At 54.4% G+C, this 21,996-nt stretch carries 24 protein-coding genes; 9 read left to right on the top strand and 15 right to left on the bottom strand.

The window, feature by feature from the left end:
- Positions 1–26 precede the first annotated feature (26 nt).
- Together BN8_RS05965 and acs are read left to right on the top strand one after the other, a co-directional pair.
- Positions 27–248, top strand: coding sequence for a DUF6814 family protein (locus BN8_RS05965; protein WP_009280915.1), 222 nt, complete (start codon positions 27–29; stop codon positions 246–248).
- A gap of 191 nt (positions 249–439) precedes the next feature.
- Positions 440–2,350 carry an acetate--CoA ligase gene (acs, locus tag BN8_RS05960; RefSeq protein ID WP_009280914.1) on the top strand — a complete coding sequence of 637 codons (1,911 nt, stop codon included), beginning with the start codon at positions 440–442 and terminating at the stop codon, positions 2,348–2,350.
- A 49-nt stretch (positions 2,351–2,399) separates the two neighbouring features.
- On the opposite strand, the gene BN8_RS05955 is transcribed toward acs, so the two are convergent.
- On the bottom strand, positions 2,400–3,245 hold the full coding sequence (locus BN8_RS05955) for a hypothetical protein (RefSeq protein ID WP_009280913.1): 846 nt from the start codon (positions 3,243–3,245) through the stop codon (positions 2,400–2,402).
- 496 nt (positions 3,246–3,741) lie between these two features.
- Here BN8_RS05955 and BN8_RS05950 point away from each other — a divergent pair, with 496 nt between their 5' ends.
- Complete coding sequence (locus tag BN8_RS05950; protein ID WP_009280911.1) at positions 3,742–4,062, top strand: hypothetical protein; 321 nt, start codon at positions 3,742–3,744, stop codon at positions 4,060–4,062.
- A gap of 427 nt (positions 4,063–4,489) precedes the next feature.
- On the top strand, positions 4,490–4,939 hold the full coding sequence (locus BN8_RS05945; protein ID WP_009280910.1) for a hypothetical protein: 450 nt from the start codon (positions 4,490–4,492) through the stop codon (positions 4,937–4,939).
- Between the two features lie 3 nt (positions 4,940–4,942).
- Here BN8_RS05945 and BN8_RS05940 read toward each other — a convergent pair whose 3' ends face one another.
- Together BN8_RS05940 and BN8_RS05935 are read right to left on the bottom strand one after the other, a co-directional pair.
- Positions 4,943–6,157, bottom strand: coding sequence for an acetyltransferase domain-containing protein (locus BN8_RS05940; RefSeq protein WP_009280909.1), 1,215 nt, complete (start codon positions 6,155–6,157; stop codon positions 4,943–4,945).
- Positions 6,144–7,001: a 3-keto-disaccharide hydrolase gene (locus BN8_RS05935; protein ID WP_009280908.1), complete on the bottom strand. Its 858-nt coding sequence runs from the start codon at positions 6,999–7,001 to the stop codon at positions 6,144–6,146. The genes BN8_RS05940 and BN8_RS05935 overlap by 14 nt, the downstream gene beginning before the upstream one ends.
- Positions 7,002–7,244: 243 nt before the next feature.
- On the opposite strand from BN8_RS05935, the gene BN8_RS05930 reads away from it, so the two are divergent.
- From BN8_RS05930 to BN8_RS05920, 3 genes are all read left to right on the top strand, one after another.
- Positions 7,245–8,624: an erythromycin esterase family protein gene (locus BN8_RS05930; protein ID WP_144051597.1), complete on the top strand. Its 1,380-nt coding sequence runs from the start codon at positions 7,245–7,247 to the stop codon at positions 8,622–8,624.
- Between the two features lie 125 nt (positions 8,625–8,749).
- Positions 8,750–10,408 carry a catalase gene (locus BN8_RS05925; RefSeq protein WP_009280906.1) on the top strand — a complete coding sequence of 553 codons (1,659 nt, stop codon included), beginning with the start codon at positions 8,750–8,752 and terminating at the stop codon, positions 10,406–10,408.
- Between the two features lie 231 nt (positions 10,409–10,639).
- Positions 10,640–11,173, top strand: coding sequence for a hypothetical protein (locus BN8_RS05920; protein ID WP_040005484.1), 534 nt, complete (start codon positions 10,640–10,642; stop codon positions 11,171–11,173).
- Between the two features lie 69 nt (positions 11,174–11,242).
- On the opposite strand, the gene BN8_RS05915 is transcribed toward BN8_RS05920, so the two are convergent.
- The 8 genes from BN8_RS05915 to moaC form a co-directional block, all read right to left on the bottom strand.
- A complete protein-coding gene (locus BN8_RS05915; RefSeq protein WP_009280904.1) occupies positions 11,243–11,905 on the bottom strand; it encodes a thiamine diphosphokinase in 663 nt (220 codons plus the stop codon).
- A 74-nt stretch (positions 11,906–11,979) separates the two neighbouring features.
- Positions 11,980–12,741, bottom strand: a complete 762-nt coding sequence (gene kdsB, locus BN8_RS05910; protein ID WP_009280903.1) for a 3-deoxy-manno-octulosonate cytidylyltransferase — start codon at positions 12,739–12,741, stop codon at positions 11,980–11,982.
- A gap of 164 nt (positions 12,742–12,905) precedes the next feature.
- Positions 12,906–13,607: a phosphatase gene (locus tag BN8_RS05905; protein WP_009280902.1), complete on the bottom strand. Its 702-nt coding sequence runs from the start codon at positions 13,605–13,607 to the stop codon at positions 12,906–12,908.
- A 71-nt stretch (positions 13,608–13,678) separates the two neighbouring features.
- Positions 13,679–14,530 (bottom strand): 3-deoxy-8-phosphooctulonate synthase, encoded by an 852-nt coding sequence (kdsA, locus tag BN8_RS05900; protein WP_009280901.1) that lies wholly within the window; start codon positions 14,528–14,530, stop codon positions 13,679–13,681.
- Between the two features lie 126 nt (positions 14,531–14,656).
- Positions 14,657–15,127: a nucleoside deaminase gene (locus BN8_RS05895; protein ID WP_009280900.1), complete on the bottom strand. Its 471-nt coding sequence runs from the start codon at positions 15,125–15,127 to the stop codon at positions 14,657–14,659.
- Positions 15,128–15,208: 81 nt separating this feature from the next.
- Positions 15,209–15,811: a DUF6992 family protein gene (locus tag BN8_RS05890; RefSeq protein WP_009280899.1), complete on the bottom strand. Its 603-nt coding sequence runs from the start codon at positions 15,809–15,811 to the stop codon at positions 15,209–15,211.
- 43 nt (positions 15,812–15,854) lie between these two features.
- Positions 15,855–16,463: an NTP transferase domain-containing protein gene (locus tag BN8_RS05885; RefSeq protein ID WP_229367763.1), complete on the bottom strand. Its 609-nt coding sequence runs from the start codon at positions 16,461–16,463 to the stop codon at positions 15,855–15,857.
- On the bottom strand, positions 16,435–16,908 hold the full coding sequence (moaC, locus tag BN8_RS05880) for a cyclic pyranopterin monophosphate synthase MoaC (RefSeq protein ID WP_040005558.1): 474 nt from the start codon (positions 16,906–16,908) through the stop codon (positions 16,435–16,437). Before moaC ends, BN8_RS05885 begins: the two co-directional genes overlap by 29 nt.
- 97 nt (positions 16,909–17,005) lie before the next feature.
- Between moaC and BN8_RS05875 the strand changes: the two genes are divergently transcribed.
- Positions 17,006–18,202, top strand: coding sequence for a molybdopterin molybdotransferase MoeA (locus tag BN8_RS05875; protein WP_009280896.1), 1,197 nt, complete (start codon positions 17,006–17,008; stop codon positions 18,200–18,202).
- A 100-nt stretch (positions 18,203–18,302) separates the two neighbouring features.
- Positions 18,303–18,773, top strand: a complete 471-nt coding sequence (locus BN8_RS05870; protein WP_009280895.1) for a DoxX family protein — start codon at positions 18,303–18,305, stop codon at positions 18,771–18,773.
- An 85-nt stretch (positions 18,774–18,858) separates the two neighbouring features.
- On the opposite strand, the gene BN8_RS05865 is transcribed toward BN8_RS05870, so the two are convergent.
- The 4 genes from BN8_RS05865 to BN8_RS05850 all read right to left on the bottom strand — a co-directional run bounded on the left by BN8_RS05865 (position 18,859) and on the right by BN8_RS05850 (position 21,831).
- The gene (locus tag BN8_RS05865) at positions 18,859–19,293 is read right to left on the bottom strand and encodes a nuclear transport factor 2 family protein (RefSeq protein ID WP_009280894.1); all 435 of its coding nucleotides are present in this window, start codon (positions 19,291–19,293) and stop codon (positions 18,859–18,861) included.
- A gap of 20 nt (positions 19,294–19,313) precedes the next feature.
- Positions 19,314–19,871: a DinB family protein gene (locus tag BN8_RS05860; protein ID WP_040005483.1), complete on the bottom strand. Its 558-nt coding sequence runs from the start codon at positions 19,869–19,871 to the stop codon at positions 19,314–19,316.
- Between the two features lie 15 nt (positions 19,872–19,886).
- On the bottom strand, positions 19,887–20,516 hold the full coding sequence (locus BN8_RS05855) for a mycothiol transferase (protein ID WP_009280892.1): 630 nt from the start codon (positions 20,514–20,516) through the stop codon (positions 19,887–19,889).
- Positions 20,517–20,655: 139 nt separating this feature from the next.
- Positions 20,656–21,831 carry an acyltransferase family protein gene (locus tag BN8_RS05850; RefSeq protein WP_009280891.1) on the bottom strand — a complete coding sequence of 392 codons (1,176 nt, stop codon included), beginning with the start codon at positions 21,829–21,831 and terminating at the stop codon, positions 20,656–20,658.
- Positions 21,832–21,996: the final 165 nt, after the last annotated feature.

Here is a 21,996-nt window from a genome sequence, read left to right as displayed (position 1 = left end):
ACTCTTTCGCTCATTCACCCTTCCCCATGAATGCATTAAAAAAATACCTCGGCGTCGTCTGGATTCTGCTGGGCTTATACGTTGGTTACGACCGCATCACCGACAGTCTGACCAAGATCAGCAGCGACAAACTGGAAGATCGTGTATTCGGGTACGTAGTGCTGCTGGTACTGGTCCCGATTGTAGTTGGTGGGCTGATCCTCTTCGGGAAGTACGCCCTCGATGGTGAGTATACCGATGAAGGCTAACCGACGCCTGTTGCCGATTCGCCCGCCGGTTGTTACGTTTGCGACGACTTACCGGTCATTCTGTGGCAGCAGACCCGATGGTCGCCGGCAGCAAGTACGATAGCCTACATGTCTATTCTGATAGCATTGTTCAATTGCTGTTGCGTGCATCAACGTTAATTTTACGACTTTAACCCTTTAGGTTTTATTGTATGCAAATCCGAACCTTTGATCAATACCAGGCCGCTTATCAACACAGCATTGAAGACCCGGAAGGGTTTTGGGCCGAGATTGCTCAGGAATTTGTCTGGCGCAAGCCCTGGAAGAAAACCCTGCAATGGAATTTTGACGAACCCAGCGTACAGTGGTTCATTGGAGGGAAACTCAACATTACGGAAAACTGCCTCGACCGCCACTTAGCCGAGCGGGGCGATCAGCCGGCCATTATCTGGGAACCCAACGACCCGCATGAAGCGGGCGTCACGCTGACGTACCGGATGCTGCACGATCAGGTCTGCCGCATGGCCAACGTACTGAAACGCAACGGCGTCACAAAAGGTGACCGCGTTTGCATTTACATGCCGATGGTGCCCGAACTGGCGATTGCGGTGCTGGCCTGCGCCCGCATCGGGGCGGTTCACTCGGTAGTTTTCGGTGGGTTTTCGGCCCAGAGCATTGCGGACCGTATCAACGATGCGCAGTGCAAGGTGGTTGTTACGGCCGATGGTGCCTACCGGGGCAACAAAGAAATTGCCCTGAAAGAAACCGTTGATGATGCCCTCATCGCCTGCCCGAGCGTTCAGAAGGTGATCGTACTGACCCGTACGCGCACGCCGGTGTCGATGATCAAGGGCCGCGACGTCTGGATGGAGCAGGAACTGAAGTTGGTTACTGCCGACTGCCCGGCCGAGGAGATGGACGCCGAGGATATGCTGTTTATCCTGTATACCTCCGGCTCAACCGGCAAACCGAAGGGCGTAGTACACACTTGCGGGGGGTATATGGTATACACGGCCTACACCTTCCAGAACGTGTTTCAGTACGAACCGGGCCAGATCCATTTCTGTACGGCCGACATCGGCTGGATTACCGGTCACTCCTACATCGTGTATGGACCGCTGGCCTGTGGTGCCACCACGCTGCTGTTTGAAGGTGTGCCGACCTGGCCGGATTGCGGACGTTTCTGGGACATCGTGGATAAGTACAAAATTGACATTCTATACACCGCCCCAACGGCCATCCGTTCGCTGATGGGTTTTGGACTGGAAAAGGTCGAAAACCACGACCTGAGCAGCCTGAAGGTACTCGGTTCGGTGGGTGAGCCGATCAACGAAGAAGCCTGGCACTGGTACGACGACCACATCGGCAAGAACCGTTGCCCGATTGTCGATACGTGGTGGCAGACCGAAACGGGCGGCATCATGATTTCGCCGATCGCGGGTGTGACGAAAACAAAACCGACCTATGCCACGCTGCCCCTGCCGGGCGTCCAGCCGGTGCTGGTCGACGAAAACGGCAAGGAGATTGCGGGAAATGGCGTAAGCGGTAACCTGTGCATCAAATTCCCGTGGCCGTCCATTATCCGCACAACCTACGGCGACCATGAGCGCTGCCGCCAGACGTATTTCAGCACCTACAAAGGCCTTTACTTTACGGGCGATGGTTGCCTGCGCGACGAAGATGGCTACTACCGCATCACCGGCCGCGTCGACGACGTACTGAACGTATCGGGCCACCGCATCGGCACGGCCGAGGTCGAAAACGCCATCAATATGCACACTGGGGTGGTCGAGAGCGCCGTAGTGGGCTATCCGCACGACATTAAGGGTCAGGGCATTTACGCCTACGTGATTGCCGAGCAGATGCCCGAAGATCACGACGCCGAACTGACCAAGCGCGACATACTGGCGACGGTTAGCCGGGTGATCGGGCCAATTGCCAAGCCAGACAAAATTCAATTCGTGAGTGGCCTGCCCAAGACCCGCTCGGGTAAGATCATGCGCCGGATTCTACGCAAGATTGCCGAGGGCGATACGGCCAACCTGGGCGACACCACTACCCTGCTCGACCCGGGCGTCGTGGACGAAATCAAGGCCGGAGCGCTGGTGGAAGCGAAGGCATAAGACGGATCAAACAGCGAAAGCCGGAGGTGGCATCTCCGGCTTTCGCTGTTTACTGACTACTGACTACCGGCGCTGTGACGGCCAGTATTGCTTTCATACGTTCCTCAACAATGTCGAGGAAATCATCGTCACGGATATAGGCCGTATGAGAAAACGGCGTTTCAGAAGCCGGCCAGATACCCGCGTTGATCGTAACGTCCTCAATTGTGGTTCCCTGCGGATCGTCCCAGATGTGTTGCAGCGGATAGCCCAACACATCGTCCGGATCGAAAACGTTCTGCCACCGGGCTTCGGGTTTGAGGTATTCGGGCAACTTTTCGTGCGGAAACGGAATGCATTTAATAGGTGGCGCAGGCGGTAGAAAGAGAGGAATGTTCGACCCAAACGTAATGAAGGAAGTTAGCGTTTCGGTCCGTTCGAATGGGGTTTTACCGTACCCTACGTTTTTCTCTTTTTTGTTGTAATGCTGATCCCAGATGTAATTGCTGATGATAACGCTGCCCAGCGAATGGGCCAGAATCATCAGCGGCTTTGTATCCGCATCTCGCAGCCGGGTAGCGAGTCGTTCCAAACTAATTCGTACGCACTCATGAATCTCTCCATACACAGGTTTATTGGCCTTAAAATAACCTGATAAATAGCTGGCCGGATCACCGAGGGCACTCACAATCCACTTGCGGAACGATTTCGCCTGCATGGTGTTGCTTTGCAGCAATCTCCGCCAGGTCACGTTTTGCTGATCCTGCAGGATAGGTGCCCAGTAGCACACTTCAAATTCCACTTCCTGGTCTGCTGTTCCTAATCGTTTGCTTAGTTGCCTGATAAGCCCATCGGCATAGTTTGGGTCCGGATCGCCCATGCCGTGAATAATGAAAACACCCAGTTTTTTGCTCATACGTGGACAGTTGAAAAAGTGGTAGGATAGATGTTAAGGCCCAACAAAATGCTGGCTTTAAAATACAATAATCTATTTCTTTTAACTACAATACGTCTCTTTTTCAGGTTAACGTCTAGGCTTCCTGTCAGAATCAGATGGTGCCCCTGATCGACCTGAGTTTGCAGGCAAATCCACTGACTGAACGCGCGACTACCCGGCTATTTTCAGAGCATCTGGAAAACGCCGGTGCTATGCTAGCGATCCAGGTGTTTGAAAAAAAAGATTTACAGGAATGTAATCATTTTTGCTGAAAACGGCAGAGCTTGCAACTACTATTATGTCCTGATTGACAAGTAAATAGAATTACACCTTTGCACTAACTTTTTATCCCTATAAATTAAGTAGATAAATATCTGATTAATAAGCTATTAGAACAATTTAACTTTCATCTCGTTAGTGTCAATCAGGAATGCTTATCAAGCTGATAGGCTCATACTAAAACATCTCAACGACCATGAAAAAAGTACTTGTTGCCGCTACGTGTATTCTGTTTTTGTCTGCTAACGCCGTTCTCGCTCAGGCCGTACAACAGGCTAAAGAAGCAAAAAAGGAAATGAAGTCGGAAAAGAAACTGGCTAAAGCGGCTGAAAAGCGGGCCGATGCCAGAGACAAGAAAGGTCTTGAAGTTCCGTACGTGTCCGACGACAAAACAAAGCTGGCTGAGGCTCGCAAGAAAGAAAAAAAAGCAGTAAAAAAAGAGCTGAAAAGTGACGCTAAAGCCATGAAAGCAACAGCGAAAGCAACCACTAAAACGGCGGATAAAGTCGCTAATTAAGATGACCGCCTGAAGCTGAAGGCTGATCACTCAGCGAACACTGAATTTAAACCTGCTTTCGCTTTTGATCGCCGTCCATACAGTCTAACCTGAAAACGCCGGGCCATACGTCCGGCGTTTTTGCTATAGCTAGCAGAAGCAGCTACGATAACCAGCAGGTCAACCTACTGTTCCTGGATTTGTTGTAGAAGCTGCCGCCGAGTACGCCATACCAAACCGGCCAATACTCCCCCCAGCCCGCCGGTTACCATCCATTGCCCAGCGCTTAATTTATTGCTGTTTTCCATTCTTTATCAAATTGACAGCCATCCTCAGTGCGCTCTGCATATGCACAGATAACCAATGACTTACATTTACTATACGGCTGATTAGATTTTATCGGGTGCCCGAATTAGATAGCAACGTCAAACGACACCAAAACCACATCATGAAACGACTTTTCACCACTATCGGCACCGTTGTGCTGTGGACGATGCTGCTCTCCTGCGAGGACCATCGCCCGGTTCAGCAGATCACCTGCGACGATTACTACGCCCGCGTCAGCAACTGCCTTACGTGGCGGCTCGTCAGTAAGCTTCGAAACAACCAGGAAGCGATTCTCCCCTGCGAAAAAGACAACCGATTTCTGTTCCAGACCGGGCGCTTAGGTGGTCAGGTTATTACGAGTACCTCCTGCCCTGGAGGGCCATTGGGCGGATCACACCGCTGTGAAAATGGTAGCGTAACGATTTTTCAGAGCAGCCTGAACTCAGGTACGTCGCCAGCTCCGGTGATAACCAAATTGCTGGAATTTCTCGACCAAAAAACATTTACGCTAAAATATCAGGACCTCAACGGCGACCAGGTTGTTGAAACGTATGTGTGCTTCAAAGAGTAGGCATCAAATGTACCGCAACAACACCTTCTCCGGGTGAGCGGCTTTGTAGCGCCCATACCAGCGGCAGAGCGGATACAGCGCAGCCACTAACGTAATCCAGACCAGATAGACTACCGGTAGGGAGACACCGGCCCCATCAGGCCGACCGAAATTCAACGGCCCGGCGGGAATATCGGCGAGCGAATATCCCTGGAACAGCGACATCGCAATCATCGACAGGTGAACGAGGTACCAATGCAGGATGTAGTAAAACATCGGCACCTTGCCATAGACGGTCAGCACGCGCGTCATCGCGTTATCGGCCCCCTCCGCCAATGCCATCACAAGCAGCCCCAGCCCGACCAGCAGCAAAGTGTATTGTAGCGAAGGCGGGTATTTGCTGACGTTGATAAACGACAGCAACGTAAACAGACCGTCTTTCTGGGCAGACCAGGGAGCCACGTCGCCGTAGACGTTGAGCAGCCGAAGCACAACAAACAACGCCACTGCCCCCAGCCCAATCCGCAGCAATACCTGCTGTCGACGACCTGCCGGGCGTTCCATCAACTGCCCACAACCATAACCCGCCAACATGATACCCAGCCACGGAATGAGCGGATAGCCCACCAACACCACAAACTGTGGACTGAAATTGAACAGGTCCGTTCGGAAAAATAGCGACCAGATGAAACGGGCGGTCTGATCGTCGAAGGGGGGTACCAGCAGCAACAGATCATGGCCGAAGATGATCACCAACCCTAGGATGCCCAGCCAGCGGGCGGGCCACCGGGACAGAAACGCCAGCAGCACGAAACCACCGCCGATGGCGTAAATCACCTGAAGCATAATGGTCCGAAACTGTAGGTCGAACCAAAAAGCGAAATTGATGATGGTCAGTTCCAGCAGAATCAGCACCAGGCCCCGCTTCAACAGAAAGCTGCGGGCAGACCAACTCGGCGGACCCGATGCACGCTGTTTCTGCAACGACAGATAGGCCGACATACCCGACAAAAACACGAACGTCGGGGCGCATAGGTGGGTAATCCACCGGGTCATGAAAATGGCGGGTGTGGTCGTTGCCAGGTCGGCAGGGTTTTGCGTCAGCGCGGCCGTGTGGAGTAGATCGCGAACGTGGTCCAGCGCCATGATCACCATGACAAGGCCCCGCGCAACATCGATGGATGTAATACGGCTGGTTACGGTTTTCGGCTGAATAACCACCGACTCATTTTGTTCCATACCGGCATTGGGTGTTATCGGCTTTTACGTAATACGATTTGTAGTTGAGCGCTTTAGGGTCCATGCATCCTTTCAGATTCAGCACCTCCACGGTGCGAAAATCAATCGGGTGGCTCTCGGCCTGCAAGGCGATGTAGCCATCAACCAGTGGTTTGTTGGCCCGGCTGATCCACTCGTTTGCGTTGTCGACACCGGCAGCCTGCCAGTTGTAGTCATTACTGACGAAGTAGCTGCTGACCTCCGGCCGCTGGTACGTCAGTACGGTGTCGCCCTCGACCAGATGGTGAATAACCGAATCGCCTAATACGATGGCCTCGGCCGTTACCCACTGATCACCGTCGTAGGTTTTGGATCTCGAATCAATGCAGTGCGCCGGGTTCAGTTTGCCGTTCATGTACACCTGCGTACCGGGGGTGCAGAGGTTGGCCGTATGCCGTTCGCCTTTGCTCAGCCCACCCAGCAACTGAATCTCCAGCGATACCGGAAAATCCTGCTTCATCGATAGGCTCTTAGCCGATTGTGAGTGAATCATAACGCCACTGTTCCGGACGTTCCAGGCGGCTCCACCGGGAGTTTGGTTCCCCACAAAGCGGTACGTAAACCGAATGATGTAGTGAGAAAAAGGCTTGTTGTAATACAGGTGGCCGTATTTGCCGTCAAAACTCTGATACTGGTCGTAGACAATACGCAGGATTCCGTCTTCGACCCGGAAGGTGTTTTTATAATTATCGTTGAGGGGCTGACCAGTAATCTTGATGTCCCAGCCGGTCAGATCTTTGCCATTGAACAATTGAAGCCAATCGCGCCGGTCAGCATCGCGGGTGGTGGCTTTGTTCTGGCCCATTGCAGCACCGACGAAGCCAACTATTACTACAAACGTACTAAGCACTCGAAATAGCAAAATCATGGTTGAAAGGTTTAGGCAAGCGCCATAAGACCAAAGGTAACGAAACCTGGCATTTACTTACGAGGGAGCCGACACATCCAGCCGTCGCTGGGCCAGGACCGTTCGCTTATTTCCAGCAAGCCCTGCCAACCTAATCGACGGCCAGCCACTTTTCCCAATAAGTAAATGACTGAGAGGATTATGAACAGGCATCCTTTTTATATCATTTCATGGGCGGCCGACGGCCTGGCGCCAGGCCGCGAGGAAACCATAGAAAGCCTCGGTGACGATCAGCTTATCAATACCCTGCAAAAAGGAACGGTACCGCTCGAACTTGAAGGCGATCTGGACTCGCTGCTGAATGATATCGGCGACTCGCGCTACGTTCTGCTCGGTGAAGCCTCACACGGCACAGCCGAGTTTTATGCCTGGCGGGCGGCAATCACCCGGCGGCTGATCGCGGAAAAAGGCTTTACGTTCGTGGCCGTCGAAGGAGACTGGCCCGATGCCTACGTCCTGAACAGCTACGTACAGGGTCTAGGGTCACCCGGCCGGGCCACCGAAGTATTGCAGGCATTTAACCGCTGGCCAACGTGGATGTGGGCCAACGCCGAAATCGCCCGGCTGGCCGAGTGGATGCGAACGTACAACGACCAGCACCCCGACCGAAAGGCCAGTTTCTACGGCCTCGACGTGTATAGTCTCTGGGAGTCGCTCAACGTATTGGCCACCACCCTGCGACCAACCGACCCCGAAACGGCTCAGATGGCCCGCAACGCCCTCGCCTGCTTCGACGGTTACCGGGGTGACGAGCAGGCGTATGCGCTGGCTACGTTACGCGGCATCCGCTGCGCCGACGCCCTGGATCAATTGCGGCAACGGGTGCAGGCGCGGTACAGCAACCAGAAAGATACGGCCACGTTTAACGTACTACAGAACGCTATCACGGCCGTGAACGCCGAGCAATACTACTACGAGATGGTACGCGACGATGCCGAATCGTGGAACATCCGCGACCGGCACATGGCCACTACGCTCGACCGGCTGATGAAACTCCACGGCCCGAACGCAAAGGCTATTGTCTGGGCGCATAATACGCATGTCGGCGATGCCCGATACACAGACATGGCCCCTTACGGCATGGTCAATCTGGGGCAACTGGTGCGCGAGTCGCACGGTAGCGAGGGCGTGTACATCGTCGGGTTTGGCACGTATCAGGGTGAGGTTATCGCGGCCGACCGCTGGGGGAATCCACTCCGCCGGATGCCCGTCCCACAATCGCCGACGGGTAGCTGGGATGAACTGTTGCACCGCGTCACGCCAGGCAACAAATTGCTTTTCCTGAATCAGCTCCGCACCGACTCCACCTTGGCGCAGACCCGCGGCCAGCGGGCCATTGGTGTAGTGTACCATCCGAACCAGGAGCAGGGTAACTACGTTCCAACACGCCTGACTGAACGCTACGACGGCCTTATTTTTCTGAACCGAACGCAGGCCCTTCAACCGATTGATGTGCAGCCCCAGGCCCGTAAGGAACACAGTGAAGCACCGGTTGGTCAATATGCGCTAATCAATGATTGAGCTAACAACTGATACTCAACCGATTCGGCAATTAGCCGAGCGAAATGGCATCTGTGAGCAAAACCATTTTTTGTCTATTGGGTTAATCTGGTTCAACCAATTACTCGACAACAAACATCGAGATTATGGAAAACAACACGAATGGAAACCCATCTGGCAACCAGAATGGGAATCAACCTACCCCCGGACCTGAATTCGGCGCAACCGGTCTGCAACCGCAGGATCAGCCAACCGATCAGACGCTGACTACCCGCCAGGGACACCCGTTATACAACAACCAGAACGTGCGCACGGTCGGCAGTCGCGGGCCAACCACGCTGGAAAACTACCCCTTTCTCGAAAAAATCAGCCATTTTGACCGGGAGCGCATACCCGAGCGCGTTGTTCACGCCCGCGGAGCCGGTGCCCACGGTGTTTTTGAAGCCTACGGTACGGTAGGTGACGAACCGGTTTCGAAATACACGCGTGCGAAGCTGTTCCAGGAAAAAGGCAAGCAAACGCCGGTTTTCGTTCGTTTCTCGACGGTTATTCACGGTGGACACTCGCCCGAAACGCTACGTGATCCCCGCGGTTTTGCCGTAAAATTCTATACCGAGGATGGCAACTGGGACCTGGTTGGCAACAACCTGAAGGTGTTCTTCATCCGCGACGCCATGAAGTTCCCGGATCTGGTGCATGCCTTCAAACCCGACCCGCTTACCAACCGGCAGGACGGCGGCCGTATTTTTGATTTTATCAGCAATACGCCCGAAGCCATGCACATGATCACGTTTCTGTTCTCGCCCTGGGGCATTCCGGCCAACTACCGGCAGATGCAGGGTTCGGGCGTGAATACATACAAGTGGGTAAACGACAAGGGCGAGGGCGTACTGGTGAAATACCACTGGGAGCCGCTGCAGGGTATCAAGAACCTGGCACAGCCCGAAGCTGAGCAGATTCAAGCCAAAAACTTCAACCACGCGACGCAGGACCTATACGACGCCATCGAAGCGGGTAACTATCCGCAGTGGGAGTTGCTGGTGCAGATCATGAGCGACGACGAACACCCGGAACTGGATTTCGATCCGCTCGATGATACGAAACTCTGGCCAACCGATCAGTTCCCCTGGATGCCGGTGGGTAAAATGACTCTGAACAAAAACCCGGAAAACTATTTCCATGAGGTTGAGCAGGTGGCCTTCGGTACGGGCGTTCTGGTCGACGGACTTGATTTCTCCGACGACAAGATGCTTCAGGGCCGGACGTTCTCGTATTCGGATACGCAGCGGTACCGGGTAGGCACAAACTATCTGCAACTGCCGATCAACGCGCCCAAGAAGCACGTAGCGACCAACCAGCGCGACGGCCAGATGCAGTACCGGGTGGATACGGCACCGGGCCAGAATCCGCACGTCAATTACGAACCGTCGTCGCTGAACGGCCTGAAACAGCCTGAACGTAAGGCTCCGGACCATACGCCGTACATTGCCGGTAACCTGGTACGTCAGCCAATTGACCGGACCAACAATTTCAGTCAGGCCGGCGAACGCTACCGGTTGTTTGAGGACTGGGAGCGCGACGACCTGATCAACAACCTGGTCGATGCGCTATCGGGCGCTGAACAGCATATTCAGGACAAAATGGTTGAGTTATTCAGCCAGTGCGACGAGGACTATGGTCGGCGGGTGCGTGAGGGACTCCAGCAAGCCGGCGACCGCCAGAAGCACGGTCAGGTCAATAATGAAGCCAATCAGGAAGCGGTTCAGAAAGCCGAGGAGATGGCTCATCCGGCTCAGCCATATTAATCATTAGTACGCTTAACCTAAAAGTTGCCCCGCGTCAATCTGGCGCGGGGTTTTTCATTTGTAACCTATTATATATCAATAATTTATAACATCAGGTTGTTTTTACGTATCTGTCCTCGTATTTCTACTCATAAACGCAAGGGATTTCCCTTGTTTACGGGAGTTGTTGTTTCCATCCGTTTAGCCGATTACGTCTAAATGTTATGTCAAACCAATTCAACTTCTACCTTAATGAAACGTTTACAGACAAGTTGGCTGCTGATTGCCACTCTATTCGTTGGTATGATTAGTTTTCAGGGTTGCCAACCGGAGGACGGCGAACCGGGTCCACAAGGCGAGGTAGGCCCAGCGGGTCCGCAAGGCCCTGCGGGTCCTCAGGGCCCTAAAGGTGACCCGGGTACAGCCAACGTGATCTATTCGCCCTGGACATCGGTTTCGTTTTCAGGCAGCGGCACTTCTTACACAGGCAATCTGACGGCTCCTGCCATCACCCAGCAGGTTCTCGACCGAGCCGACATTCGCGTATATTGGAAAGAAAGTGGCCGGGTTTTGAGCCTGCCCTATGCCCAGGTCATTGGAGGCACCAGCTACAGTGTCCACCAACGCTTCTATGTTGGTCGTGTTGAACTGTTAGCTTCGTATTCGCTTGGCTCTCAGGAGATGCGCTACGTAATTATTCCGGGAGGCACACCAACTGGCCGACAAGGGGCTATTGATTACAATGATTACAAAGCCGTTCAGCAGGCATTCGGAATCCCTGATTAACCTGGCAATGGAATAGCCGCAGGTCGATGTAATCAATCCTGATTTGCGGCTATTTCCAGTACACCATCGTCAATCCCAGCACTCCATCACCAGCAGATCGCCCGACCGGGCCGAAACGCGAACGAATCCATCGTCGGCGGCTTCGTTGCTGCTGCTGGTACGGTAGCCGAGCGTCAGGGTTTCGTCGTGAAGATTGTAGAGCAAGCCTTCCGTTACCACTCCTTCCACCGTACCAACCGGGATCAGGGAAATGGGTGTTGCCTTCTCGTACCACTTCTCGAATCGGCCCACGAGCGGAAACACTTTCGAGTGATCGTCCAGCATTACGATACGGATTCGGTTTTTGTAGCGGACAATATTGGTCATGTTGGTCAGGCTGTGATCCGCCCGCCGACCTGTGGCCCAGATGATGTTCACGGCCGGATACCCACTTTCAATTAAGTATTCAATGCCTTTGTCCAGATCGGTCTTATTCTGATCCGGGGTGTGAATGATTTCCAGCGGGTACTGTTGCGCCCGAATCGCGTCGAGGTCAAGGTTTCGGTCAAAATCACCCAGCAGCACATCCACTTTGATGCCCAGTTCCAGCACCCGCCAGATGGCTGAATCGAGTACGACCACCCGCGGACTCCATTCCAGCAGTTGACCGATCAGTTCGGGCTGGCAGGCTTCGCCGTTGGCAATCAACAGCGCTGGTTCCTGCTTGTCGCGGACGATGTGATGAGAGGACATGCTTTTGTAGTTTGTGGTTCGTGGTTCGTAGTCACTGGGATACTAACGACAAACCTGTTAGCAACCGGATTAGCTTATGGTCTCCGGCTTAATAACGCTTTCTCCACATCCGCCGGGGCGTCTACGCTCTGGCTCTGGTAGCGCGTTGGAACGAGTTTGATCCGGTAGCCGGCTTCCAGCCACCGAAGCTGCTCCAGCGACTCCGCTTTTTCGAGCGACGACGGTGGTAGTTGCGTGATCTGCTCCAGAATATCGGCCCGGTAAGCGTATAACCCGATGTGACGGTGGTAGGCATGGCGTTCGTGCCAGACCGACATGTCGTCGACACCGCGCAGGTACGGAATTGGCTGGCGACTGAAATACAAGGCTTCACCCCGGCCACTAACCGTGATCTTCACTTCGTTCGGACTATGCAGCACCTCCGCTGAATCGACCGGCGACATCTGTGTAGCCAGTTCGACGGTTCCATCCAGCACGGCCGCCAGTTCGTCGATCTGAGCCGGGTTGATATAAGGCTCGTCTCCCTGAATGTTAATAATGTAGTTGGACGGACTGGCCGATACGGTTCCGTCGGTTACCAGTCGGCTGTAGGCTTCCCAGCAACGATCGGTGCCACTGGGATGATCCGAACGGGTCATAACGGCTACGCCCCCGGCCTCCCGCACGACATTGGCGATTCGATCATCGTCGGTGGCTACGAGTACGTGTGCAAACGCCTTTACCTGACGTGCCTGTTCCAGCACCCGCTGAATCATGGGTTTCCCATCAATGTCCGCCAGCGGTTTACCGGGAAAACGCGTTGATGCGTAGCGGGAAGGAATAATTCCAATAATCATACTGCATTTACAAAATTGGCGAATTCAGCAGCACGGTCAGACGTACCGTCAGACCAGTAGCGATTCCTATCATCCATACGGTTCGGTCAGACGTACCGTCAGACCGTTATCGATCCTACCACCATACGGTTTGGTCTGACGGTACGTCTGACCGGCGGGCTAATTTATTTACGCTCGGGACCATCTGGGCCGACCGTCCAGAACATGGGCTCGACGGCCTGCCGCTGAGCGTAGTACTGATCATAAACGGGTCGATACCGAAGCCGCTCGACCATTACCGGCTCAAACTGCCCGAGCAACCCCAGCATCAATTCACAGCCTTCGCGCACGGCAAACTGACCGCTCATGTGAGCCGTTACGTAGTCCGCATAGTTATTCTGGATAACGTACTGGGTAAACAGCGGGTTGGCAGTCCGCCGAATCATGATCCGCACCCCGGCCACCTCGGCTACCGAAAGGTCGAGCGCATCGTCGAAGAAGAAGGCCACTTCCTGTGGTTGCAGCCCATGCTGATCCAGAAAATGAGCCAGCACCTCAATCTTGTGCTTGGCCTGCGAGTAACAGGCGTGGAAGTGCTCGCGAGCCGCCAGCAAATCAGCCATTTCGTTGGTAACTCCGGTTACAATCGCCACGGCGGGTAGTGTCCGGCCGTGATGCAGCCAGAATCCGAACCGGAGCAGATTGGTCCCCATTGAATCGACCTCGCTGAATGGACTGCTGCCCGAGCCGGTTTTGATACCGTCGTTGAATACACCATCCCAATCGAAGACAACAGCTTTTATAGCCCGTAGTTTTTGGGCCAGTTCGGCGGCCGGCGTAATGAATTGCCCACCCAGGGCGGTGAAGGTTTGCTCGACGTTAATCATACGTTGGGATGTATGAGATAGGATGTATGATGGACTACATCATACATCCTATCTCATACATCTTATATCTATCAAGCCAGTTCCGGCAGGGTGTTACGGTATTTTACCTCAATGGCGTGGAGTTCCAGCAGTGGCTTCATGAACTCCTCCAGGTAGCGGATATCGAGCTGGCTGGCGGCATCGCAGAGAGCCTCCGACGGGCACGTATGGGCCTCGATGAACAGGCCATCAACACCGGCGGCAACGCCCGCCCGGGCCAGCACCGGCAGGTACTCCCGGGCACCGCCTTTCGCGTCTTTCGATGGGATGCCGTACTTCCGGATGGCGTGCGTTACGTCGAATACCACCGGGTATTCTGTCCGGGCCATGTGGTAAAAGCTGCGTGGGTCAACCACGAGGTCGTTGTAGCCGAACGTATAGCCGCGCTCGGTCAGGATGATCTGCTCATTGCCCGAATCTTCGATCTTCTTGACCGGGTGCTTCATGTTCTCGGGCGCCAGGAACTGCCCGTGCTTCACGTTGATAACCCGGCCCGTCTGAGCCGCGGCCACGATCAACTGCGACTGCATGCAGAGGTACGCCGGAATCTGCAATACGTCGACCACCTCAGCCACGGGCGCGGCCTGGTCAGGGTAGTGAATATCGGTCAGAAGTGGAAAACCGAACTGCTCTTTCACCTTCGCCAGAATCGCGATACCCTTTTCCAGCCCCGGCCCGCTATAATAGTCCAGGCTGGAGCGGTTGTCTTTCTGGAACGATGATTTATAGATGACTTTGATACCAAGCCGCTCGGCAATTTCCCGAAGCTGCTCGGCGACCGTCATCATGATTTTTTCGTCTTCAATGACGCAGGGACCGGAGATCAGGAACAGATCGTCCGAGCCGCAGTCGATATCGCCTACGCGAACAATTTTCTGAGACATGCGCAACAAGTTTTTGGTTTACGGTTTTCAGTGTACGGCCTTCGGTTGTTGTAGCTTTGAAAACCGAATCCCGTAAACTGGTCACCGCTTCGTTCGACAAAAGTACGGCTTTTCCCATTCACCGACTCAGTACAATGTCTTGCCTTCGCTGGCTTGCCACTCCTGAAACACGGCATCGGCTTCGTCGCGGAGCAATTGCGTCATGGGAATGTGCCGCTGCTCACGAGGTTTTTCAATTTCTTCGTAAATGAACTGATCGTCGAAACCGGCTTTGGCGGCATCCGAATGGAAAGCGCCGTACACAATCCGGTCTGGCCGCGCCCAGTAAATCGCCCCCAGACACATCGGACAGGGCTCGCAGGAGGCATAGAGCGTACAGCCTTCGAGCTGAAACGTACCCAGGTTCCGGCAGGCGTCGCGAATGGCAACCACTTCGGCATGGGCAGTCGGGTCGTTGGTAGACGTAACCTGGTTGCTGCCCCGCCCTACGATCTGCCCATCTTTCACCACCACCGACCCGAACGGACCGCCCTGGCCGGTATGCATACCCTCGCGGGCCAGTCGAATGGCTTCGCGCAAAAAATCTTCGTCTGTCATAGGTAGCGCGGGTTTTCATCCGCGTAAATTATATAGTATAACACGCGGTTTCTTTACGTCACAGGCAGGCTTTCGTCCTTCCTACTTAATGGGGAGCACCACACCAACGCCCATGGGAGCAGCCCCGACCAACTGCATCGCCTGCCGATCACCGCGTTTTTTAAAGATGAAATAGTTCACTACGTCAAACGCCAGCAGAAAGCCACCCTGCCCGATGACCGACTTACCAAAACCCCGCAGTTGATCACGGTTTTCGGGTCGATTCTTTGCCCGTTCGAGCAGATACGCGCCCCCAACGATGTACGCTACGTCCAGACCGGCGTTTAGCAGCAGGATTTGCTTCATGTTCTCGTGCTGCCGGATGGCTTGTCCCAGCGTTTCGTCACCGGCTCCTTTCCGACGGGCGCCCAGCAGTCCCGCCCCCGCAATGCCGAGATTGACCAGATTCCAGTACACGTTCATCCGGTGGAAGTACTTCGTTTCGCCGGAGGACTGGCTGGCTCCAATAGCCCCGACGGCAATATTCGCGAGGGCATAACTACCCAGCGTATAGCCGATCACTTTTTGGTGCTGCATCCGCTGCTCCGTAAAATCCCGCAGTGTTGGACTTGCTTGCTGTGCCTGCGTACTGGTTCCCAGCAATACCGAGCCGGCTGCCAGCATAAAACGTCGGAATGGATTCATGGTGGTCGTTTTCTCAAACTAACCGAGATTACGGTCCGATGTTTTACGACTGCCACCGGGCACGAGCGTCGGGATCGTTGACGTTCAACAACTCCCGAACATCCGGCGCGGTCAGCACCTGACTGTCGTTTTCCATCAGGATCTTGCGGGGCGAAATAACTCCCTCAGCCAGCCGCTGTTGCAATACCGGGCCGATTGCCGGTTCGTAGATGGCCAGCAGCGGCTCCGGCGCCTGCCCGTCCGAATCATAGAACGTAGTAGCCACTTTGGCCGGGTTACGTCCGGCAACTAATGCATCCAGCGTGAGGCTCGTCAAGCGCGGCATGTCGCAGGCGACAACCAGCCAGGCTACCGACGGGTTCTGCCGAAACGCCGACAGAATACCATTCAGGGGGCTATTTACGGCAAAGGCATCCACAACGTATCGCTGTGCAGGATCGGTTACGGTAGCCACCTGATCCGGGTTTACAGACCACCACACCTCGGCGCAGTACGGTCGAAGCAAATCCGTCAGGTGTTCGCGCTGCGGTTTTCCGTGGTAAACCAGCAGCGACTTGTCCTGACCCATGCGCGTACTACGGCCGCCGGTCAGTACCAGTCCGTACAACGGAGCCGGGCTGGCGCTAGTCGCGTCGAAAATCGCGTTTACCACCGGTTTTTTCGAGCAGTTTGGTTTCGCGGATTACGATGTCATGCGAGAAGGCTTTGCACATATCGTAGATGGTCAGCGCGGCAACCGACGCCCCCACCAGCGCTTCCATTTCGACACCCGTTTTCCCTTGGGTCGACACCCGGCATTCAACAATTGCGTCATGGCCTTCGGTTGTGATGACGATCCGGCAGTTTTCCAGCCCCAGTGAGTGACACAGTGGAATCAGCTCGTCGGTACGTTTGGCGGCCATCGTACCGGCAATAATCGCCGTCTGGAATACCGGCCCTTTTTTCGTCTGAATATCCGTGCCGGTCAGGTGCCGCATAATCTCCTCGTTCAGCGTTACTACGCTGCGGGCGCGGGCTGTCCGGTGCGTAATCGCTTTGGCCCCAACGTCGACCATCGCCGGATTGCCCTGTGCGTCGAGGTGTGAAAAATCGTTCATTGCCGTTTTTAAATCATAGAGCTGATGCCGAATATTGAACATACAGCCCGCAAAGTCGTTCAAAGTTCTATAATCCCACGCAACAATCAATACCGATATGCTCTCCGTCGCCGAAGCGTTCGCTATCACCCAGCAACATCTGCTCCGTTTACCAACCGAATCGGTTTCATTAGCCGCAGCGACCGGTCGCGTATTGCAGGAACCGGTACTGGCCGACCGCGACTTTCCACCGTTTGATCGGGTATCGATGGACGGCATTGCGATCCGGTACGAGCACTACGCCGGGGGTGCCCGACAGTTCCGAATCGCCGGGGCGCAATTCGCCGGACAGCCGCAGCAGACGTTAACCGACGAAACCATCTGCCTGGAAGCCATGACGGGCGCGATGTTGCCCGCGCAGGCCGACACTGTCGTGCGTTACGAAGACGTAACCATCGCCGACGGCCAGGCCACCATCCTCATCGACGACCTGCAACCGGGCCAGAACGTACACCACCGGGCTACCGACCGCCGGGCTGGTGACGAGTTGATCTCGGCCGGAATGCTGCTGGGACCATCTGAGATTGCCGTAGCGGCATCTGTCGGCCGAGCGTCTGTTGTAGTGTCGACCCTGCCCCGGGTTGCCCTGATCTCGACCGGCGACGAACTGGTGGGACTGACTGAAACTCCACTCCCCTACCAGATCCGGCGGTCGAATACGTACATGCTACGAGCGGCTTTGCTGTCGCTTGGTATCACGGCTACGCTCCATCACATCGCCGACGACGAACTGGCCCTCGAAGACATCCTGACCGATCTGCTGACTAACCACGACCTGCTGATTCTTAGCGGGGGCGTATCGGCCGGGAAAGCGGACTTTGTGCCCGACGTGCTGGCCCGGCTGGGGATTCAGAAACACTTTCATAAGGTTGATCAGCGACCCGGCAAACCCCTCTGGTTTGGTGCGACCGAGGCCGGACAGGCCGTGTTTGCACTGCCCGGCAATCCCGTTTCGACGGTACTGTGCGCCTGTCGCTACGTCATGCCGTTTCTGCGGGCGTCGCTGGGACTACCTGCCGAGCGCCCGCATTATGCGCAACTGGCCCGCACGATTCTGTTCGATCCGGCGCTGACGTACTTCCTGCCTGTCCGGCTTTCGTCCGAACCGGATGGCCGCACAATAGCGCATCCCCTGCCCGGTTCCGGCTCGGCAGACTTCGCTAATCTCCTCGATGCGGACGCGTTTATGGAGCTCCCAGCCGATCGTTCGGAGTTCCGGTCGGGTGAAGCGTTTCGGGTCTGGATGACGCGGTAAACCCTGTCGCAAATGCCCCTATTATTGCCGTTTTCACCCCCCGTCGAGGCCCAGAATGTGCGGTATATTTGTCATGTAGTTCACCAAACAACAATACGACATGACAACGCCAAATCAACCCGCAAACTCCGTTGCAAAAACAACGAAAACGACAAACATCGCGTACTGGATCTTTACGGGTCTATTTTCATTCGTTATGCTGGGCTCCGCCATTCCCGACATTCTGGTTTCGCCGGAAGCCGTACAGGGATTCAAGGACATGGGTTATCCGGCCTACCTGATTCCGTTTCTGGGCTGGGCCAAGTTGTTTGGGGTGCTGGCCATATTAGTACCGGGGTTTCCTCGGATTAAAGAGTGGGCTTACGCCGGTCTGTTCATTGATCTGGTCGGCGCTACGTATTCAATCTACAACAGCGGCATCTCCTTCGCCATGTGGTCACCTATGCTAATCTTCATCCTGCTCGGCGCAGGCTCCTACGTTTTCTACCACAAACGCCTGAAAGCAGCGTCAACCGCTAAGCAGTCGACACTACAACCCGTGGGCGTTTATACCTCTGTTCAAACGGCCTGAAAAGGTACGCTATACCAAAAAGAAAAAGCCGTGGCTTGTTATGAAGCAAGCCACGGTCTTTTTCTTTTTGGTATGTGGCAACGCTTTATGTAAGATCAAGGTTACCACTCGCGTATTTCAGGTTGTAGGTGAATCGGTCAATTCGCCAGCCTTTTTCGGTCTGCACCAGATGCAGATCGTAGCTACCGACAAATTCCCGGGTTTTGCCCGCATTGGCGGCTTTCTTGTAATGCGTTGCGGTTGCGTAGGCAAATACGTCGGCTTCATTGCCATTGATCTGCACGAGGTAGTTACCGGCCAGGTGATTAATGGCGTCAATCCCTACGAAACCCTGCTGCCAGGTATCGCACACGGCTTTCGACGTCATCTGCCCTGACTCACCTCCCAGCGACGACATATCGAAGAACAGGTTGTCGGCAAATACCTCATCCTGAATTTTCTGCCACTCCTGGTAGTCCGTATACACGAACAGCCGATTTACTACTTCAACGATCTGTTCCCGGGGCGTAAAGCTTTCCATATTAAATCAAAAGTAACTGGTTATGAGTCGACAGTTCCGGCAACCATAGTCCGCGCCATTTTCAGGTTTTCGACCTGCCCCCGGTGCCGATCAATATGAAACCGCAGAAATTCGAGTCGTTGCCCAAAGGTCATTGGTCCCGAAATGGGATGCGGATGCGCCTTCATTGATAGTTCCTCGTCGGTTAGCAACTCGCCAAATGCGTCCAGACTGGACTGAAGTCCGGCCAGGGCTGCACTCCAGAACCCCAGCGGTCCACCCATTCGCGGAGCCGCCACGGCCGGTACAATTTCTTTCTCCTGCCACGTGAGCCGGATGATTTCGTCAATGGGCAGCCCGTCGTTCGAACTGGTGCCTTCGTAACTGACCGTTCCGGCCCGGATACCCAGCAGGGTCTTCCACATCCCTAATATGCCGCCCTGCTCGGCCCAGAACAAATGCTCGGTGATTTCCACTGCGTTCCAGCTATCGGGCGAGGGTTTCCATTGGGCCTGTTGTTCATCAAAATCGGCCAGGCTGGCTATGTACTGCCGACGGGCCATGGCGACCTGCTGAAGGAGTTGATTGGTTGCGCTCATTGGTTCAGTGGCTAGCTATTTCGGTATACGTTTCGCATACCAGGTCATCTGGCCGCGGTGATTTGCGTAGTGTTCGGTTACGTGAAACCATTTGCAGTAGTTGTTCCAGTCCCACTCCTTGGTTTCGCCCGACAGCAACCAGGCGTCGTCCCGTTTTTTCATTTCCCGCCTGGTAATCGCCCTGGCTTCATCGATGGCGTCTTTGTAGTAGCTCAGCGGATTACCTTTAATTTGCTTTCTGGCGTCCTCGCCCAACTCCATCGCTACGTTCCATTTGGGCTTATTGGCTTCGGAGAACCCGTTAAGGTTGTGGAACGTAATGTCCTGATAAATCACTTCCGTAGCGGCTACGTGCATCATCAGCGAACCGATGGAATTTGAGTCTTTATCGTGCAGGTAGTCCAGTTGGTCTACGCTTAGCTTTGAGTGGTACTTGATCACCGTATCGCTCACCCAATCCAGCATGGACATCAACGTGCCAATTTGCGGAGTAAATCCTTCTTTAGGCCCAATGTGGTTGATATTGGCTGTATCGGCGGCCGATCCGGCCAGTCCGGTTTGTGGCAGCAGACAGGTTCCGGCTGCCAGACTACCCATGCCCAGCGTAAAGGCAAAATCTCGTCGGGAATAGTTGTTGCGTTTCATCGAAAAAGGGTTTAGACTAATAAAGACCTGGAGCCGCGCTGGTACAAGTCGACATCTCGGGCAAATTACGTGAGCTATTTCCGTTAAAAATGGTTGTGAAGCGTTGGCAATGTTCACATTTTTTAACAGTCGCTCAATTTCAGGAAAAACTGACTTCGGGTTCTACGGATTGTTTAGCTTTTAGGGAACGGTTGAAGAATCGTCGGCCTGGCACTTCGACAAACCGATGCATGAGGGCCGCTACGGCGATTACCAGCGCCAGATAAATGCCACAGGCAATGGGTCCGGCTGGCCCGTAGGTTACCGGTTCAGCGGGTTTCTTGTCAGCCGGGGCCGTAATAAGCTGCACCGCCAGAAACGAAAACAGAATGGGCATGTGAACCATGTAAATGGAATACGACCAATCGCCCAGTCGTTGCAGCGGACGGCTTTCCAGGAGTTTTGACACGCGTCCGGCATTATAGCAGGCCCCCAAAATCAGTAGCGGGAAAGCCCAGACGGTCAGCGTATCGAGTATTTGCAGATGAAAGCAGACAGCCAACCCAAGTACCAACGTAGTAAACACCGCGCTACGGCCTAATACGTGTTGCCCCCACCGGCGCGTGTACGCTTCCAGAGAAATCATACCCAGCAAAAAGCCTGCAAAACACCGCAAAAAGCTACCTGGAAACCGCAGATCGTCGATGGTGTTGGTGAGCGTTGGCAGCCAGGGTTTGTACATAGGATGGTTTTCGACCGGCTGGGTCAGGTACACGTATAAAGCCAGCACAACGCCCAACATGGCATATCGACCCGCTCCTGACAATCGACGGAAACCAAGCATCAGCACAGGGAACAGCAGGTACAACAGCCACTCGCAGCCAATCGACCAGGTTGGTGTGTTCCAGGTTGCGGACGACACCGACAGAAAACCATGCAGCATGAATACGTGCAGCGGAATAGCTGGTACGTCGAACACACCCTGTTCGACCGGGCTTAATTTGACATGGTAGACCGGAACGACCAGAATATACAGGGCAATTACCCACAGGAGCGTTACGAAATGAAGGGGATAAATCCGAGCGAAGCGGGCCGCCATGTAGCGCCGAAACGATGTGACCGTCACGCGGTTCTCGAACCAGTCGCCGTACACGTAGGTAATGATGAAGCCGCTTAGAATAAAGAAAAAGTCGACCAGCAGGTACCAGCGCCGATGCAACTGCGTAATGGCGGGATCAATGATCGGCAAGACCAGCAGGTTGAAGTGAAAGATGACGACCAGCACGGCCGCAATACCCCGCATCGGTGTCAGCGTGGTTAGGTAGGAACGATTCATCAGGGTAGGGATAGGATTTGATCGAGGAAGTTATCCATTTCTTCCTGACGCAGCCAAATCACTTTAGTAAAAGGTTGATTCTGAGCGCTCCCGCGAACGCTATCAATGGTTGCAATTCAACAGCAGCCGGTTAACCGACAGCGATTCGACATCGGTACCGACTCA

This window comes from Fibrisoma limi BUZ 3, assembly GCF_000296815.2.
Lineage (GTDB): Bacteria > Bacteroidota > Bacteroidia > Cytophagales > Spirosomataceae > Fibrisoma > Fibrisoma limi.
Note: the sequence above shows the minus strand (reverse complement) of the source record. Positions and strands in the feature narration are given on the sequence as shown.

Excerpts from the sequence above, each read along its gene's own strand:
- acs (WP_009280914.1), top strand. The coding sequence starts at position 440 with ATGCAAATCCGAACCTTTGATCAATACCAGGCCGCTTATCAACACAGC.
- BN8_RS05875 (WP_009280896.1), top strand. The coding sequence starts at position 17,006 with ATGCTCTCCGTCGCCGAAGCGTTCGCTATCACCCAGCAACATCTGCTC.
- BN8_RS05890 (WP_009280899.1), bottom strand. The coding sequence starts at position 15,811 with ATGAATCCATTCCGACGTTTTATGCTGGCAGCCGGCTCGGTATTGCTG.
- BN8_RS05895 (WP_009280900.1), bottom strand. The coding sequence starts at position 15,127 with ATGACAGACGAAGATTTTTTGCGCGAAGCCATTCGACTGGCCCGCGAG.
- BN8_RS05855 (WP_009280892.1), bottom strand. The coding sequence starts at position 20,516 with ATGAAACGCAACAACTATTCCCGACGAGATTTTGCCTTTACGCTGGGC.
- moaC (WP_040005558.1), bottom strand. The coding sequence starts at position 16,908 with ATGAACGATTTTTCACACCTCGACGCACAGGGCAATCCGGCGATGGTC.
- BN8_RS05955 (WP_009280913.1), bottom strand. The coding sequence starts at position 3,245 with ATGAGCAAAAAACTGGGTGTTTTCATTATTCACGGCATGGGCGATCCG.
- BN8_RS05965 (WP_009280915.1), top strand. The coding sequence starts at position 27 with ATGAATGCATTAAAAAAATACCTCGGCGTCGTCTGGATTCTGCTGGGC.
- kdsA (WP_009280901.1), bottom strand. The coding sequence starts at position 14,530 with ATGTCTCAGAAAATTGTTCGCGTAGGCGATATCGACTGCGGCTCGGAC.
- BN8_RS05950 (WP_009280911.1), top strand. The coding sequence starts at position 3,742 with ATGAAAAAAGTACTTGTTGCCGCTACGTGTATTCTGTTTTTGTCTGCT.
- BN8_RS05935 (WP_009280908.1), bottom strand. The coding sequence starts at position 7,001 with ATGGGCCAGAACAAAGCCACCACCCGCGATGCTGACCGGCGCGATTGG.
- BN8_RS05930 (WP_144051597.1), top strand. The coding sequence starts at position 7,245 with ATGAACAGGCATCCTTTTTATATCATTTCATGGGCGGCCGACGGCCTG.
- BN8_RS05860 (WP_040005483.1), bottom strand. The coding sequence starts at position 19,871 with ATGAGCGCAACCAATCAACTCCTTCAGCAGGTCGCCATGGCCCGTCGG.
- BN8_RS05945 (WP_009280910.1), top strand. The coding sequence starts at position 4,490 with ATGAAACGACTTTTCACCACTATCGGCACCGTTGTGCTGTGGACGATG.
- kdsB (WP_009280903.1), bottom strand. The coding sequence starts at position 12,741 with ATGATTATTGGAATTATTCCTTCCCGCTACGCATCAACGCGTTTTCCC.
- BN8_RS05850 (WP_009280891.1), bottom strand. The coding sequence starts at position 21,831 with ATGAATCGTTCCTACCTAACCACGCTGACACCGATGCGGGGTATTGCG.
- BN8_RS05865 (WP_009280894.1), bottom strand. The coding sequence starts at position 19,293 with ATGGAAAGCTTTACGCCCCGGGAACAGATCGTTGAAGTAGTAAATCGG.
- BN8_RS05870 (WP_009280895.1), top strand. The coding sequence starts at position 18,303 with ATGACAACGCCAAATCAACCCGCAAACTCCGTTGCAAAAACAACGAAA.
- BN8_RS05925 (WP_009280906.1), top strand. The coding sequence starts at position 8,750 with ATGGAAAACAACACGAATGGAAACCCATCTGGCAACCAGAATGGGAAT.
- BN8_RS05920 (WP_040005484.1), top strand. The coding sequence starts at position 10,640 with ATGAAACGTTTACAGACAAGTTGGCTGCTGATTGCCACTCTATTCGTT.
- BN8_RS05905 (WP_009280902.1), bottom strand. The coding sequence starts at position 13,607 with ATGATTAACGTCGAGCAAACCTTCACCGCCCTGGGTGGGCAATTCATT.
- BN8_RS05940 (WP_009280909.1), bottom strand. The coding sequence starts at position 6,157 with ATGGAACAAAATGAGTCGGTGGTTATTCAGCCGAAAACCGTAACCAGC.
- BN8_RS05915 (WP_009280904.1), bottom strand. The coding sequence starts at position 11,905 with ATGTCCTCTCATCACATCGTCCGCGACAAGCAGGAACCAGCGCTGTTG.